This window comes from Leifsonia soli (genome assembly GCF_013408745.1).
Taxonomy (GTDB): Bacteria; Actinomycetota; Actinomycetes; order Actinomycetales; family Microbacteriaceae; genus Leifsonia; species Leifsonia soli.
Genome location: NZ_JACCBJ010000001.1, coordinates 2,203,219 through 2,217,327, shown reverse-complemented (window position 1 = coordinate 2,217,327; position 14,109 = coordinate 2,203,219). Strand labels below are relative to the sequence as shown.

The window sequence follows — 14,109 nt, the reverse complement described above, 5'->3', positions numbered from 1 at the left end:
ACCATGCAGCAGAACGAACCGGCACCGAGCATCCGGGAGGCCCACCGCGCCGCGAGCGCGACGCTGCCGTTCTCCGACGATGCGGATTTCGCGGCAGCCGATCGCGGCTTCCTCGGCACCCTGGACCACCCGGCCATCCGCGACGAGTCCGGCCGGGTGGTCTGGGACACCTCCACGTTCGGCTTCCTCGACGGGGATGCGCCGCTCACGGTGCATCCCAGCCTGTGGCGGCAGGGCCGGCTCGTCCTGAAGAACGGGCTGTTCGAGGTGACGGAGGGCCTGTACCAGGTGCGGGGTCTCGACCTGTCGGTGATGTCGTTCATCGAGGGAGACTCCGGCGTCATCGTCGTCGACCCGCTGCTCACGAAGGAGACCGGAGCCGCCGCTCTGGGGCTGTACCGCCGGCACCGCGGCGACCGGCCGATCGTCGCAGTGATCTTCACCCACAGCCACCTCGACCACTTCGGCGGGGTGCTCGGCATCGTCGGTGCGGAGGACGTGAGCGAGGGCCGGGTCGAGATCGTCGCTCCGGCCGGGTTCATGGAGCACGCCATCTCGGAGAACGTGTTCGCGGGCACGGCGATGGCGCGGAGGGCCGGCTACATGTACGGAGCCGCGCTCGACCGCGGCCCGTCCGGCCAGGTCGGCGCCGGGCTCGGTCTGACGCTCTCGACCGGCGAGACGACCCTGCTCGTCCCCACGGTCGACGTGGCAGCGACCGGCGAGACGCTCACCTTCGACGGGGTGGAGTTCGAGTTCCAGCTGGCGCCGAACACCGAGGCGCCGGCGGAGATGCACTTCTTCGTCCCGCGCTACAACGCGCTGTGCATGGCGGAGAACGCGACCCACAACCTCCACAACCTGCTGACGCTGCGCGGTGCGCTCGTGCGCGACCCGCACGTCTGGTCGCAGTACCTCACCGAGGCGATCGAACGGTACGGCGACCGCGCCGACATCCTGTTCACCTCGCACCACTGGCCGACGTGGGGGCGGGACGAGCTGGTCGCCTTCCTCCGCGTCCAGCGCGACCTGTACGGCTACCTCCACGACCAGACCCTTCGACTGCTGAACCGGGGATTCACCGGCGCGGAGATCGCGGAGGATCTGACCCTGCCGCCCGCGCTGGAGCGCGAGTGGAGCACGCGCGGCTACTACGGCTCGGTCTCGCACAACGTCAAGGCGATCGCCCAGCGCTACCTCGGCTGGTTCGACGGGAATCCCGCACGGCTCTGGCCGCATCCCCCGGAGGCCCTCGCCGCGCGATACGTCTCGGCGCTCGGCGGCGTGGACCGGGTGGTCGCGCTGGCGCAGACGGCGTACGACGACGGGGACTTCCGCTGGGCGGCCACCCTGCTCGACCACGCGGTGTTCGCGGATCCGGGCAGCGCGCCGGCGAAGGCCCTCTACGCCGACACCCTGGAGCAGCTCGCCTACGGTTCGGAGAACGCCACCTGGCGCAACTTCTTCCTCTCGGGCGCCACCGAGCTCCGCGACGGGAACTTCGGCACCCCGACCGCCGCCAACGCTCCGGCCGTGCTCGCCGAGCTGACGCCGGAGCAGATCTTCGACTCGATCGCCATCACCGTCGACGGCCCGCGCGCGTGGGATCTGGACCTGGCGCTGGATGTCGTGTTCAGCGACCTGGGCCGCACCTTCCACCTGACCCTGACGAACGGCGTGCTCATCCATGTCGAACGGCGGAGCGCGGGTGACGCACCGCTCCGCGTGACGATCACCAAGCCGGACTTCCTCGCGCTGCTCGGCGGCGATCCGGCGCCGCCGAGCCTGGTGCTGGAGGGTGACGCCGGTGTGCTGCAGCAGCTGACGGCCGTGCTGCAGCGCGGCGATCCGGACTTCTCCATCGTGCTGCCGTAGACGTCGTCGGGCGCGTCGGGCGCGTCGGCTCGCTCAGGCCCGGCGGGCCGACCGCCGCCGCTGCGGCCGAGACGGCACGGGCTCGGCGGAGCCGCCCACCACGTCCCTCGGCAGGTTGCGCGAGAAGAATAGCGCGCCGCACGACACCAGGGCGAGCGCCCCGAACGACAGTTCGAGCGACCGCAGCTGCGACGTCTCGTACAGCCCCGCGAGCGTGGTCGCGTCGTCGCCGCTCACGCCCGCGTCGGTCGCGATCTTCGGGACGTCGGCGACGGCCACCGGGGTGATGCCGTGCTCGGTGCGCACCTGCACCGCGCTCTTCACCTCGGCGGGCAGCGTGCTCTCTGCCACGGCTCCGGCGAAGACGCTCGAGAGCGACGCGATCATCACCGAGCCGATCAGCGCCGTTCCGAGCGACGAGCCGAGGTTCTGGAAGACGCCCTGGACGCCGCCCGCCTCGCTCAGCTGCGTCGGCCCGACCGCCGACATCGTGACGTTGCCGAGCTGCGAGGCCAGGAGGCCGAGCGCCGCCCCGGCCACGAACATCCCGGTGGCGAACAGCCAGTTGTTGAGCTGGATGTCCACCGAGCCGAGCAGGACGAGGCTGGCCACCACCAGGGTCAGCTGGCCGATGCGCGCGATCAGGCGGGGCGAGAACCGCTTCGACAGCATGGTGCCGAGGACCGAGAAGAGCACGAGTGAGATGGAGAGCGGGAACACACGGATGCCGGTCTCGAGCGCATCCAGTCCCAGGGTCAGCTGCAGATAGATCGGGACGATGAAGAACAGCCCGGCCGTCACCGTGTACTGGATCGCCAGGCTCCCGACGCCCGCGCGCAGCTGCGAGATGCGCAGGAGCGACACGTCGAGCAGCGGTGGCCGGCCCTGCGCCACGAGCCGTCGCTGCCGGACGAAGAAGAGCCAGAGCAGGACGCAGCCGGCCGCCACGAGGTAGGGGACGGGCGACAGCCCGAGCACGGTGAAGGGCGCCCCCGCCCCGGCGAGGATCCATCCCCAGCTCTTGGTCTGCAGCAGCGCGTACACGATGAGAACGAGGCCGGCGGCGGAGAGCAGGACCGAGAGCGCGTCGATCCGGGTGCGCGAGCGCGTGCCGTGGTCGCCGACCAGGAAGCTGAACAGCAACACGACCGCCATGATGAGGACCTCGCCGGCGAAGACGTAGCGCCAGCTCGCATACGTGGTCAGGAACCCGCCGATGAGCGGGCCCGCGGCGACCGCCGCTCCCGACGACGCCCCGATGACGGCGAACGCGGTCACGCGCGCGTGGCCCTGGTAGTTGTCGGCGATCAGCGCGGCGATGGCCGGGATGACCAGCACGGCGCCGAGCCCTTCGACGACGGACCAGCCGAGGAAGAGCACGACGATGTTCGGGCTGAGCGCGGTCGTCAGCGACCCGATGGCGTAGACGATCGACCCGATGACGAGTGCGCGTTTGCGACCCCAGACATCCCCGAGCTTCGCGCCGAGCAGCATGAACGCGGCCATCGTCAGCGTGTAGAACGTGATCGCCGACTGCATGGCCGCGATGGTCGTGTGGAGGTCGGCGACGACGGTCGAGATCGACACGTTCATGACCGTGCTGTCGAGCACCATGACGAACTGCGCCGCCCCCAGCACCGTCACCGCACCCCAGCGTTCCGCCATCGCCGCACCTCCCGCGCCCCTCCCGGTGGCCGCATGCTAGCCCGCGCGCCCGTCGCTGCGACACCCCACGGTTCCGCCGCGGTCGAGCGGACCGGGTGACGGCCGAGGGGCGAAAGTCCCTTCACCGGGGCCGCCGCCCGCCGCGAGGATGTGGCCACGACGAGACGAACAGTGAGACGGGAGAGCGCCATGGGTGACGGGACGAACGCGAGGACCATCGTGCGGGACGGACCCTGGGGGTTCTTCTTCCTGCTGGCCTACATCGGCGCGGCCATCTACTTCATCTCCGTGTCGGACGGCTCCTTCTGGGGCGTCGTGCTCGGGCTGCTCCAGGCGATCGTCTGGCCGGTCTACGTCGTCTATCACGTCCTGGTCCTGCTCGGCGCGTGAGTCACGCGCTCGGGCGGCCGGCCTCGGCGGCGACCCACGGCGAGGCGGTGCTCCGCCGTCCGGGCGGTCGAAGCGGGCGCCGCGCGGGTTGGGCGGAAGAAGCGTCATCACGAAGACGGCGATGCCGCCGAGGCTCGGGATGAGGAGCAGAAGCAGGAGCAGTCCGCTGAGGTCGGCGTCGTGGAGCCGGCGGGCTCCGAGGGCGAGGCCCGGGATCAGCGTCGCGAACCGCCAGCCGACGAGCAGGAGGATGCCGATCGCGATCCCCGGTCCCGGGGTGAAGCTGCCGTCCTCGTCGATGGTCGATCCGACCAGGCTGCCGAGCAGAACGGTCGCGACGAGGACGACGACAATGATCGCGTCGGCCAGCGCCCACCACCAGTACTCGCTCCGGCTCGCCCGGCCGTCGAACCGCGCGTACTTCCTCCAATAGCGCGCGACGGCCTCCGTGAACGGCGCGCCGTAGTAAGGCGCCCAGAGGGGGACGGCCGGCGGCGTCCACGGCCCGGATCCGGTCATGTCGGACTCCTGCGTGCTGCGGCGCCGCTCAGGCGCGGACGGTGTTGTCGGGCAGCCGCCCCTGCGCCTGCGCCGAGGTCCCCGGCTGGGCCAGGAGCACGATCAGCACGATCAGCCCGGCGATGGGGAGCAGCAGCCAGAACAGGTTGGCCCACGAGCGCCCGGTGTCGCGCAGCCGGCGGACGGTCACCGCCAGGTACGGCAGGAGCACGGCCAGGCCGAAGACGGCGGAGAGGCTGCTGCCGAGGTAGATGGTGCCCTGCGGCGTGATGAGATTCAGTGCGTTGAGCGCGGCGGCGCCGAGGTAGACGAACAGCGCGAACCACCAGAACTCGGGTCGTCCCGCCGTGCCGGTGAACGTCGCATACTTCTTGAACGCGGTCGCGATCGCCTCGAAGAACGACATGGTGCCCATCCCTTCTCATGCCCTCTCGTGCTCATGTTCTCTCTGGATGCGAGCGTAGGGTTCCGCGCGTCGCCCGGGCGGGCCCAAAGTCCTCCCGCGGTGCCGGGTCCGCCACGAACAGCGACGCGGCCGTCGGCGCGGTCAGCCCCGCGATCGTCACGGCCATCAGCAGCCCGGCGACCAGGTACGCCACCACGATGAGCGGCACGGGCGTGTGCTCGTCGATGATCGGCGATGGCGCGGCGGTCCACAGGATCGCCACCGCCCACGCGCCCATCGTGATCGGGATCCACCGCACCGTGCCGCGCCGGCGGAGCGCCATCCACTGGGCCGTCGGGATGGATCCGAGGAGCACCGCGCCGCCGACGACCGCCGCGCCGATCCCCACGGGAGTGCGGAGGTCGACGCCGAGGGTGCTCGGCAGCATCCCGATGGCCCAGGCGAGGGCGGCCCCGCCGCTCGTGGCCGCGACCCAGGCCGGGCCGACCTGCGCTCTGCCCGCCGCCCACTGCTGGGCGACCCCGAGGATCGCGCCCTCGGCCGCTCCTCCGGCGACGACGATCGCGTAGGCGACCCAGGTGGGGAGGGCCATTCCCGCGACGGTCACCCCGACGGCGACCGTCGCGGCGACGGCGAACCCGGCCGTCTCGCCGACGGTGACCGCAGCGATCCAGCGGACGATGAACGCCCGCCTCGGCGTTCCGCTCATGTCGTCGGGGTGCTGCCGCCCTGCGGGGGCTCGCCGGTCGTCGGGACGACGGGCGGCTCCACCGGCGCCCCGGCCGGGGGCGCTGCTGCGGGTGCGGCCGGCGCTGCTGCAGGTGCGGCCGGCGCCGCTGCTGGTGCGGCCGGGGCCGCCGGATACGGTGCCGGGGACGGCGCTGCTGCCACCGGCCGGTTCGTCGTGTTCCACGGTCGCTGCCGGCGGAACTCGAGCAGCTGGGCACCCAGGCCGAAGAACACCATCGCCAGCCAGACCAGGATGTTGAGCCACGGGATCTGGAGCCCGACGATCAGGATCAGCCCGCCGACGAACGAGGTCAGGACCGGGTGGTGCCGGCCTCGGAGGACGAGCCGCCCGAGATAGTGGGCGCTGAACAGGAACGTCGCGAGCGTCAGCACCGTCCAGACCAGGATGCCCGCGAGGGCGAGGGGCGCCCCCACGATCGTCACCAGCAGGAAGAGCAGGGCGAAGGGAACGACGATCGCCGCGATGAAGCCGACGAGCAGGGCGCGCCAGGGCGACGGGATGAGCTGATCGGTCACCCGCTCCAGCCAGCGCGGGATGAGCAGTCCCGCGGCGACGGTGATGAGGCTGAGGGCGACGAGGGCGTACAGCAGGCCGAGGAGCCAGCCGAAGGCCACCGCCCACGGCGAGATCTCGACCGTCGACGCCCGCTGCGGCCGGATGTGGTGCACCGTTCCGGCGACCGCTCCGCTCGCGATCTGTGCGGTGGTGTCGCTGGAGTAGGTCACATCACCGCCGACCGATCCGTCGATGGTGAGCCGCGAGACGCTGACCTCCATGTCCCGTCCGACATCTCCCGCGACGGTGATGGTGGCGGCGGCCGCGACGATGTCGTTGCGGACCGACCCGCCGTCCGAGACCACGATGCTGGAGGCGAAGATGGTGCCGCTGCGCATGACGTCGCCGGAGATGGTGACGTCTTGCCCGGCCAGCCGGATGTTGCCGTCCACGGTTCCGCTGACGGTGATCGTCTGGGCGGCGGCGATGACATCCCCGGTGACGTCGCCGCTGATGTTCACGCTCTGGCCTGCGGCGTACACATCGCCGTCGACGGAACCGGAGACGTCGATGGCCGTGCCGGTGTAGAAGTGCGGGCCGGTGTCCCCGCCCGCTGCGGCCGTCGCGGCCGGATAGGCGGCTGCGCCCCCGATGCCGAGCATCAGGATCCCGGCGATCGCCGTCACCACGGCGAGCCGGCGGCGGTGCGACCGTGCGTTCATCTCAGGACCTCCCCTGTCCGTCATGTGTCGTGTCCCTGGCGCCGTGCTGTCGATCACGTCGCCGTCCCTCAGGTCTCGGGGGTGTGGCCGCGCTGCGGCGGTTCGCCCGTCGCGGCGAGGATCGCCTGCTCCACCCGGTCGTCGGTGCGGTGCCGGCGGTCGATGCCGAACAGGTACACCGCGTCGAGGACGCCCAGAGTGTTCGTGAGGAGCAGGGTGACGAACCAGGGCTTGCTCTGGTTCCGTGCGGCGCGCCAGAGCGACACGCCCTTCCAGGCGAGGCTCCACGCCACGATCGCGCCGAATGCCGCGGCGCGTCCCGGCGGGACATCGCGGCCGCTGATCCACGTCGTCTTCTGCTGCTTGGTCTTCATGCGGCCACTCAAGCCGCCCCGCCTCCGGCCGTGAAGGGTCGAAGGTCCTGGCGCGGGGCCGCCTCGGCGCGGGACGCTCGGGGGACCGACGGATGTGAGGAGCCCCCGATGCCTGTGGAACTGAGCCGCGATGAGATCGACGACGTGCTGGCGAGTCAGCCGGTCGGCCGTCTGGGCCTGACGGACGGTGAGGTCCCCTACGTGGTGCCGATCGCGTACGCCTATCGCGACGGCGACATCTACGCGCACAGCGCGCAGGGCCGCAAGCTCGACGCGCTGCGGAGCCACCCCGAGGTGTGCTTCGAGGTCGACGACGTGGTCTCTCTCGACGAATGGCGGAGCGTGATCGCCTGGGGCACGTTCGAGCAGCTGCTCGGAGCCGAGGCCAGGGAGGGGCTGGATGTGCTCCTCGCTCGGCTGCGTCCGCCGGCGCAGGCGTCGGGCAGCGAGCATCCCGGAGCCGAGATGGGCATGGTGCGGACGCTCGACATCCCGCGCCTGGCCGAAGCGGAAGCGGAACTCGGACGCCCGAACGCCGCCGCAGCGGTCTTCCGGCTGCGCCTGCACACGGTCACCGGCCGTGCGGAGGGCCGGCGATGAGCGACGGGAGGACCGTCGTCGGGTTCGACGGGACGACGGCCGCCTGGCGTGCGCTGGACTGGGCGCTCGACCGCGTGGAGCAGCGCGGCGGGACGCTGGAGATCGTGACGGCGCTCGACACCCGGCTGGGAGCGGCCGTGTTCGGGCCGCACACCGACCTGTCGGAGACCGTCGAGTCGGGGCTCCGCGAGGCGGAGAACCACGCCGGCAGCCGCGCCCCGGGTGTCCCGGTCAGCGCCCGCTGGGTGGACGGACCGCCGTCCGGCGCACTGATCCGCGCCGCACGGGATGCCGCATTGCTCGTCGTCGGCACCGACCGGCGCACCGACGGAACCGGACCGCGGATCGGCTCGCTGCCGCTCCGGCTGGCGGCCAAGGCGCACGGTGCCGTCGCGGTCGTCCCGGACCCGGGCCCTCTGGACACGCGACCCGTCGAGCGCAACGTCGTGGTGGTCGGCGTCGATCGATCCTCGTTCGCACGCTCCGCGCTCGCCCTCGCGGTCGAGGAGGCGAGCTGGCTGGACGCGGACGTGGTGGCGGTGCATGCCTGGGACGTCCCCGAGTCGTTCCAGCGGGCCATCGACGAGGGCAGGAAGGCGGACCCGGAGTTCGAGGCGGCGGAGGCCCGCGTCATTCCCGACGCCGTCGCCGACGTCCCGATCGCCCGCGAGGCGCGCATCCGCCCGGTCGTGGTGCGCCGGAACCCCGCCTCCGCGCTCGTCGACCAGGCGCGGGATGCCGCGCTGCTCGTCGTCGGCACCCGCGGTCGTGGCGCGGTGGCCGCTTCGATACTCGGGTCGATCAGCCATGACGTTCTGCTGAACCTGCCCTGCCCGGTCATCGTCACACCGGCCGAGTACCGGTACGTGGTCCCCGGCACGGACGACGACATGATCTGAACCGACGACGACGGAGGGGAGAACCATGGAGACGCACTCGAGCGTGTCGCCGCCGATCGTCTGCGGTGTGGACGGATCGGACGAGTCGAAGCGCGCACTGCACGAGGCGGCGACCCTGGCGCGGGCGCTCGAGACCCGGCTCGAGGTCGTCATGGCCTGGCAGCATTCGACCTCCATGTACGACGCCTACTTCCCTGCGCCGGAGCAGTCGCCGAAAGTGGTGGCGTACACGACGCTCCAGGAGCTGGTCACGGCGGAGTTCGGGCAGACGGTCCCGGACTGGGTCCACCTCCGCGCCCAGGCGGGCCACGCGGGCACCGTGCTCGTCGAAGCCGCCAGGGACGCCGCGATGCTGGTGATCGGCAGCCGCGGCCTGAGCGGTCTCGCCTCGCCGTTCCTCGGCTCGGTGAGCCTGTACTGCGCGACGCAGGCGCCGTGCCCGGTGCTCGTCGTCCGTCCGGACAGTGGGGATGCGCACCGCCGGTGAGGCGGACGCGCGGAACAGAGGAGTCACGATGAGCACCAATACGATCGTCGGCTGGGATGGTTCGCTCGAGGCCGACGTCGCCCTGGAGTGGGCGGTCCGCCGGGCCGAGCAGCTGGACGACGGGATCATCCTCGTCGATGTCGAGGACGCCGGCCTGCCGGTTCCCGGCCAGGTGATCACCCCGCAGATGGTGGCGGCGCGGCACGAGGCCGCGGATCGGCAGGCGCAGCGTCTCTCCGACGAGCACCCCGGGCTGCGGGTGAACACCCACATCATGGCGGGCGACCGCGTGGATGAGCTGCGCAGCTTCTCGCGGCCCGACAACCTCGTCGTCGTGGGCACCGGTGTGCGCCGCGGTCCGCGGTCGCGCTACCACTGGTCGCTCGGGGCGCGTCTGGCGGCGACCGCGCGCGGGGCCGTCGCGATCATCCCGGCTCTGCCGGACGAGGCCCGCTCGAGGGTCGTCGTCGGAATCGACGGCTCGGAGGTGTCGTTGAAGGCGGCCCGCTACGCCGCACGCGAGGCGCGGAGGCTCGGGCACGAGCTCGTCGTGGCGCACGGCTGGCTCGACCCGCTGATCGCCGTCTCGGACATGCGGATGGAGGGGCCCTTCCTCGGCGAGCTGGAGGAGGAGCACAGGCGGATGCTGGACTCGGTCGTCGACAGCCTCCGCAGCGCGAACCCCGATCTCACGATCTCGTCGTCGCTCGTGCGCGATCAGGTCTACTACGCGCTGGCAGAGCCCGCACGGTCGGCCTCGCTGCTCGTGCTGGGCACCCAGCAGGCCCGCGGTGTCGACCGCTTCCTGCTGGGGTCCGTGAGCCACACGATGATCCTCCACATCGAGACGCCCACGATCGTGGTCGCCCCGGAATGCCTGATCTGAGGCGTGCCTGATCTGGGGAATGCCTGATCGGAGTCGGCCGGCCGGTCCGCGTGGACCGGCCTCAGCCGATCTCGGTCGACGAGGTGTCGACGACCAGCCGGTCGCGCACCGCCGACACGTGCGGCGACGACCACGCGGTGCGGACGGCCTGCGTCCGTTCTGCCCACGATCCGACATGCCCGGTGAGCGTGACCTCCGAGCCGTCCACGGTGACGTGGATGCGCCGGGCGTCGACCACGGCGTTGCGGGTGATGGCGTTGCGGATCTGCTCCTCGACCGCCTCGCCATCAGGTCGGCGGGTCAGCTCGATCCTGCTCTCGACCTCGTGCACGCCGTGGATGCGCTGCACGGCCTTCTTGGCGGCGACGCGCTCGTGGTCCCAGTCGACGGTGCCGAGCAGGACGACGCGATGGCCGTTCACCTCCGCCCGGATGCCCTGGTGCGGGACCCCGGCGGTCCAGGCGAGGATCGCGTCGACGGCCTGGGCGAGCCGGTGCCCGTGCGGTTCGCCGTCGCCGGAGACCAGCCGCAGCTCGTCGGCGACGGTGCGCACGCCGGCGACGCGCTCGGCGGCCTCCACGGCGGCGATCCGCTCGTGCAGCGAGCCCACGTCCCCGGTGAGGGTGACGACCCCGCCGTCGACGGCCACGCCGATGGCCGCGCTGTCCACATCCGGAGCCCAGGCGAGCTCGGCCTCCACCGCTTGGCGGACCGTGAGGTCGTCGAAACGCCGGGCGTGGTCCTTCGCCGGCCGGGCCGGGGATTCCGATGCAGTGTCCATGCCCTCCAGCGTGACCCCGCGCGGGCGGCCGCGGCTGAGTCGAAGGTCCCGCCGGCACGGCCGCACGCTCGGGACCTTCGACCCGGGCGACGATCGCGGCCGGCCCCTAGCCTGTCGCCGGAGGCCGAGCCGTCCAGGGCTCGCCGCAACGAGAGGAAGGCGCCATGCGCATCGATGACGGACGTTTCGACGGGGCCAGGGTGATCGTCACGGGCGCAGGCTCCGGGATCGGACGGGCGACGGCCCTTCGGCTGCTGGCCGAGGGCGCAACGGTGATCGGGACGGACATCAGCGAGTCGCGGCTGAGCGCCCTCGCGGAGGAGGCGGCCACGGAGCGGCTGATCGCCGTGGCCGGCGACGTGTCCGACGAGAGCGTCGTCGGCCGGGTCGTCCAGGCCGCGGACGGAGCGGTCACCTCGCTGGCGAACATCGCCGGGATCATGGACGACTTCCTCCCGCCGGCCGAGGTCGAGGACGAGGTCTGGGACCGGGTCCTCCGGGTCAACCTCACGGCCGTCATGCGGTTGACGCGAGCGGTCCTCCCCGCGATGGTCGAGCGCGGCGCCGGGACGATCGTCAACGTCTCCTCGGAGGCCGGCCTCCGCGGGTCGGCGGCGGGAGCCGCGTACACCGCCTCGAAGCACGCGGTCATCGGCCTGACCCGCAGCACGGCCTTCTTCTACGCGGGGAAGGGGGTCCGCTGCAACGCCGTCGCGCCGGGAGCCACGATCACCAACATCCAGGCAGAGTTCCGCTCCGCCTTCGCGGGCGAGCGGATGGCGCCCTACATGCAGACCAACGTGCCGCAGCCGGCGACCGCGGACGAGCTCGCCGCGGCCATCGCCTGGCTGCTGAGCGACGACTCCGCGAACGTCAACGGCGCCGTCCTGCCGAGCGACAACGGCTGGTCAGTGATCTGACCGGCGGTGCTCCAGCTGGAGGACGGCGGCCTGGGTCCGCCGTTCGAGGCCCAGCTTCGCCAGCAGCGAGCTCACGTAGTTCTTCACCGTCTTCTCGGCGAGGCCCAGCCGCTCGCCGATCTGCCGGTTCGTGAAGCCGTCGGCGATGAGCGCGAGCACCTGTCGCTCGCGGAGGCCGAGGGAGGCGAACCGCGGGTCGTCGGCGGGCTCGCGCAACTGGGACGCCACCCGGGAGGCGATGCGCGGGTCGATGAGCTTCTTGCCGCGGGCGGCGGCGCGGATGTCGTCGAGCAGGGAGCTGCCGCGGATGTCCTTGATGACGTACCCGTCGGCTCCCGCGATCAATGCGGCGCGCAGGGCGTCCTCGTCGTCGTACGCGGTGAGCATGAGGCAGCGGATGGCCGGGTCGTCCTGCTTGACCCGCCGGCAGACGTCGATGCCGCTCCCGTCCGGGAGGCGGACGTCGAGCACCGCGACGTCGGGCCGGACGGCGAGGATGCGGGAGCGCGCCTGCGCGGCCGTCGCCGCCTCCCCGACCACCTCCAGGTCCTCCTGCGCGTCGATGAGCGCCGCGAGGCCGCGACGCACGATCTCGTGGTCGTCGGCGAGGAAGACGCGGATCGGCGTCGCGGTCATCGGGCTCCTTCCGGGACGGGCAGGCGCAGCCGGAGCAGCGTCCCGCGTTCGCTGGATTCGATGTGGAGCTCGCCGCCGCGCAGGCGCGCCCGCTCCGCCAGGTTGTGCAGGCCGCTCCGCCGGGTCGTGTCGCCCAGGCCCCTCCCGTCGTCGGCGACGGCGATCGTGATCGCGTCGGCCGATGCCGTAACGGTGACGGATGCCGTCTCGGCGCCCGCATGACGCACCACGTTCGTCAGGCCCTCGCGCACGAACGCCGCGATGTCGTCCGCCAGCTGCGGCTCGGACACGACATCCACCGGTCCGCCGAAGGAGACGGTCGCCGGGACGGGGAGCCCGCCGCCGACCTCGTGGACGATGTCGAGCAGGCGGTGCCGGAGGCTGCCGCTGGAGCCGTTGTGGTGCGAGAGGGCGAAGATCGCCGTCCGGATCTCGGCGATGGCCTGATCGATGGAGGTGACCGCTCCGTCGATCCGGTCGGAGACGGCCCCTGGCCCCAGGATGGATTCGACGCTCTGCAGCTCGATGCCCGCGCCGAACAGCTGCTGGATGACGTGGTCGTGGAGGTCGCGGGCGATGCGTGCGCGCTCCTCCAGCAGCAGGGCGCGCTGGCGGTCCGCACGGCCGGCGGCCAGCTCCAGCGCGAGCTCGGCCTGGCGGGCGAAGGCGGTGGCGCGCTCCAGCTCGAAGGGGCTGAAGCCGGGGGCGCCGGCGTCGCGGATCGCCACCAGTGCGGCCGTGCGGCCGTCCAGGAGGGCGAACGGTGCGACGAGGATGGGGCCGGCGTCCGGAGCCCCGTCGGGCGCACCGGCCGGAAGACCGACGAGTCGCGTCGGCTGCATCCCCTCGAGCGCGCTGCGCACCTGCTCCGCCTCCGCCACGGCTTCGGCGAGCGACCGGTCGTCCTCGCCTGCCGCCACGATGTGCGGGAGGGAGTCCGTCTCCTGCTGGAGGACGACAGTGGCCCGTGCGCCGAGGAGGGGGCTCGCCCGGTCGACCAGCTCGGTGAACGTCTCGGCCGACTCGCCGCCCAGGATCGACGCCGTCAGCTCCGCCGTCGCGGCCGCCCACGCCTGGCGGGAGCGCGACTCCGCGTACAGGCGCGCGTTGTCGATGGCGAACCCGGCGTTCGCCGCGAGCGCCTTGACGAGCTGCTCGTCGTCCTCGGTGAATTCGCCGGACTCCGGCTCGGTCAGGTAGAGGTTGCCGTAGACCGTGTCGCGCACCGTGATGGGGACGCCGAGGAACGCCGTCATCGGCGGGTGCCCGTTCGGGAAGCCGGCCGAGCGGGAGTCGTCCGCGATGGCAGCGAGCCGGATGGGCCGCGGGTCGTCGATGAGCGCCCCGAGCAGCCCGTGCCCTTCGGGGAGGTGGCCGATGCGGTCGACGTCCTCCGGCGTCATCCCGACGTGGATGAACTGCTCCAGGCCGCCGCCCTCCGCGATCACGCCGAGCGCCCCGTAGCGGGCGCCGACGAGGTCGACGGCGGCCTCGACGATGGTCCGCAGCACGGTCGGCAGCTCCAGATGCGAGACCACCGCGCGATTCGCGCGCACGAGCGCGCGCAGCCGCCCCTGGGTCTGCAGCACCTTCGACGCCTGGTCCACGAGCTGGGCGAGCGCGCTGTCGAGCTCGGCGCGCGGCGCGTCGGGGAACGTAATGGGGTCGTCGCCCGCCATGACTCTCACCCGCTTTCGGAGGCA

Annotated in this window: 15 protein-coding genes and 1 pseudogene; 7 read left to right on the top strand and 9 right to left on the bottom strand. The window is 72.2% G+C overall.

All coding sequences use genetic code 11. The features are described from left to right. Window positions 1-3: 3 nt before the first annotated feature. A complete protein-coding gene (locus BJ963_RS10790; RefSeq protein WP_179456523.1) occupies window positions 4-1,875 on the top strand; it encodes an alkyl/aryl-sulfatase in 1,872 nt (623 codons plus the stop codon). 33 nt (window positions 1,876-1,908) lie between these two features. Here the strand turns inward: BJ963_RS10790 and BJ963_RS10785 are convergent, their stop codons facing one another. Beyond that, window positions 1,909-3,540 carry an MFS transporter gene (locus BJ963_RS10785; protein ID WP_179456521.1) on the bottom strand — a complete coding sequence of 544 codons (1,632 nt, stop codon included), beginning with the start codon at window positions 3,538-3,540 and terminating at the stop codon, window positions 1,909-1,911. A gap of 171 nt (window positions 3,541-3,711) precedes the next feature. Between BJ963_RS10785 and BJ963_RS10780 the strand changes: the two genes are divergently transcribed. Continuing rightward, window positions 3,712-3,930, top strand: a complete 219-nt coding sequence (locus tag BJ963_RS10780) for a hypothetical protein (protein WP_343037260.1) — start codon at window positions 3,712-3,714, stop codon at window positions 3,928-3,930. 126 nt (window positions 3,931-4,056) lie between these two features. Here BJ963_RS10780 and BJ963_RS10775 read toward each other — a convergent pair. The 5 genes and pseudogenes from BJ963_RS10775 to BJ963_RS10755 all read right to left on the bottom strand — a co-directional run. After that, window positions 4,057-4,449, bottom strand: a pseudogene (locus BJ963_RS10775) (DUF805 domain-containing protein); the annotation flags it as partial. Window positions 4,450-4,477: 28 nt separating this feature from the next. After that, window positions 4,478-4,855 carry a DUF805 domain-containing protein gene (locus BJ963_RS10770; RefSeq protein WP_089916557.1) on the bottom strand — a complete coding sequence of 126 codons (378 nt, stop codon included), beginning with the start codon at window positions 4,853-4,855 and terminating at the stop codon, window positions 4,478-4,480. Between the two features lie 31 nt (window positions 4,856-4,886). After that, window positions 4,887-5,564 (bottom strand): hypothetical protein, encoded by a 678-nt coding sequence (locus tag BJ963_RS10765; protein ID WP_179456519.1) that lies wholly within the window; start codon window positions 5,562-5,564, stop codon window positions 4,887-4,889. Then, window positions 5,561-6,823 (bottom strand): DUF8173 domain-containing protein, encoded by a 1,263-nt coding sequence (locus tag BJ963_RS10760; RefSeq protein WP_179456517.1) that lies wholly within the window; start codon window positions 6,821-6,823, stop codon window positions 5,561-5,563. The genes BJ963_RS10765 and BJ963_RS10760 overlap by 4 nt, the downstream gene beginning before the upstream one ends. 68 nt (window positions 6,824-6,891) lie before the next feature. After that, on the bottom strand, window positions 6,892-7,197 hold the full coding sequence (locus BJ963_RS10755) for a DUF5652 family protein (RefSeq protein WP_089908198.1): 306 nt from the start codon (window positions 7,195-7,197) through the stop codon (window positions 6,892-6,894). Window positions 7,198-7,305: 108 nt separating this feature from the next. Here BJ963_RS10755 and BJ963_RS10750 point away from each other — a divergent pair, with 108 nt between their 5' ends. The 4 genes from BJ963_RS10750 to BJ963_RS10735 are packed head-to-tail and all read left to right on the top strand — an operon-like array spanning window position 7,306 to window position 10,069. Further along, window positions 7,306-7,797, top strand: a complete 492-nt coding sequence (locus BJ963_RS10750; RefSeq protein ID WP_089908201.1) for a pyridoxamine 5'-phosphate oxidase family protein — start codon at window positions 7,306-7,308, stop codon at window positions 7,795-7,797. Continuing rightward, entirely contained in the window at window positions 7,794-8,696 is a 903-nt protein-coding gene (locus BJ963_RS10745; protein ID WP_179456515.1) for a universal stress protein, read from the top strand. Before BJ963_RS10750 ends, BJ963_RS10745 begins: the two co-directional genes overlap by 4 nt. 25 nt (window positions 8,697-8,721) lie before the next feature. Beyond that, window positions 8,722-9,183, top strand: a complete 462-nt coding sequence (locus BJ963_RS10740) for a universal stress protein (protein ID WP_089908207.1) — start codon at window positions 8,722-8,724, stop codon at window positions 9,181-9,183. 28 nt (window positions 9,184-9,211) lie between these two features. Continuing rightward, window positions 9,212-10,069, top strand: a complete 858-nt coding sequence (locus tag BJ963_RS10735; protein WP_179456513.1) for a universal stress protein — start codon at window positions 9,212-9,214, stop codon at window positions 10,067-10,069. 61 nt (window positions 10,070-10,130) lie between these two features. On the opposite strand, the gene BJ963_RS10730 is transcribed toward BJ963_RS10735, so the two are convergent. Next, a complete protein-coding gene (locus tag BJ963_RS10730; RefSeq protein ID WP_179456511.1) occupies window positions 10,131-10,850 on the bottom strand; it encodes a BON domain-containing protein in 720 nt (239 codons plus the stop codon). A 164-nt stretch (window positions 10,851-11,014) separates the two neighbouring features. On the opposite strand from BJ963_RS10730, the gene BJ963_RS10725 reads away from it, so the two are divergent. After that, window positions 11,015-11,770, top strand: a complete 756-nt coding sequence (locus BJ963_RS10725; RefSeq protein WP_179456509.1) for an SDR family NAD(P)-dependent oxidoreductase — start codon at window positions 11,015-11,017, stop codon at window positions 11,768-11,770. Here BJ963_RS10725 and BJ963_RS10720 read toward each other — a convergent pair. Beyond that, the gene (locus BJ963_RS10720; RefSeq protein WP_089908218.1) at window positions 11,759-12,406 is read right to left on the bottom strand and encodes a response regulator; all 648 of its coding nucleotides are present in this window, start codon (window positions 12,404-12,406) and stop codon (window positions 11,759-11,761) included. The two genes, BJ963_RS10725 and BJ963_RS10720, sit on opposite strands and share 12 nt — an antisense overlap. Next, the gene (locus BJ963_RS10715; RefSeq protein ID WP_179456507.1) at window positions 12,403-14,085 is read right to left on the bottom strand and encodes a GAF domain-containing sensor histidine kinase; all 1,683 of its coding nucleotides are present in this window, start codon (window positions 14,083-14,085) and stop codon (window positions 12,403-12,405) included. The genes BJ963_RS10720 and BJ963_RS10715 overlap by 4 nt, the downstream gene beginning before the upstream one ends. Window positions 14,086-14,109 lie beyond the last annotated feature (24 nt).

Coding starts and splice junctions, on each gene's coding strand:
- BJ963_RS10790 (WP_179456523.1), top strand. CDS start 4: ATGCAGCAGAACGAACCGGCACCGAGCATCCGGGAGGCCCACCGCGCC.
- BJ963_RS10785 (WP_179456521.1), bottom strand. CDS start 3,540: ATGGCGGAACGCTGGGGTGCGGTGACGGTGCTGGGGGCGGCGCAGTTC.
- BJ963_RS10770 (WP_089916557.1), bottom strand. CDS start 4,855: ATGTCGTTCTTCGAGGCGATCGCGACCGCGTTCAAGAAGTATGCGACG.
- BJ963_RS10765 (WP_179456519.1), bottom strand. CDS start 5,564: ATGAGCGGAACGCCGAGGCGGGCGTTCATCGTCCGCTGGATCGCTGCG.
- BJ963_RS10760 (WP_179456517.1), bottom strand. CDS start 6,823: ATGAACGCACGGTCGCACCGCCGCCGGCTCGCCGTGGTGACGGCGATC.
- BJ963_RS10755 (WP_089908198.1), bottom strand. CDS start 7,197: ATGAAGACCAAGCAGCAGAAGACGACGTGGATCAGCGGCCGCGATGTC.
- BJ963_RS10750 (WP_089908201.1), top strand. CDS start 7,306: ATGCCTGTGGAACTGAGCCGCGATGAGATCGACGACGTGCTGGCGAGT.
- BJ963_RS10745 (WP_179456515.1), top strand. CDS start 7,794: ATGAGCGACGGGAGGACCGTCGTCGGGTTCGACGGGACGACGGCCGCC.
- BJ963_RS10740 (WP_089908207.1), top strand. CDS start 8,722: ATGGAGACGCACTCGAGCGTGTCGCCGCCGATCGTCTGCGGTGTGGAC.
- BJ963_RS10735 (WP_179456513.1), top strand. CDS start 9,212: ATGAGCACCAATACGATCGTCGGCTGGGATGGTTCGCTCGAGGCCGAC.
- BJ963_RS10730 (WP_179456511.1), bottom strand. CDS start 10,850: ATGGACACTGCATCGGAATCCCCGGCCCGGCCGGCGAAGGACCACGCC.
- BJ963_RS10725 (WP_179456509.1), top strand. CDS start 11,015: ATGCGCATCGATGACGGACGTTTCGACGGGGCCAGGGTGATCGTCACG.
- BJ963_RS10720 (WP_089908218.1), bottom strand. CDS start 12,406: ATGACCGCGACGCCGATCCGCGTCTTCCTCGCCGACGACCACGAGATC.
- BJ963_RS10715 (WP_179456507.1), bottom strand. CDS start 14,085: ATGGCGGGCGACGACCCCATTACGTTCCCCGACGCGCCGCGCGCCGAG.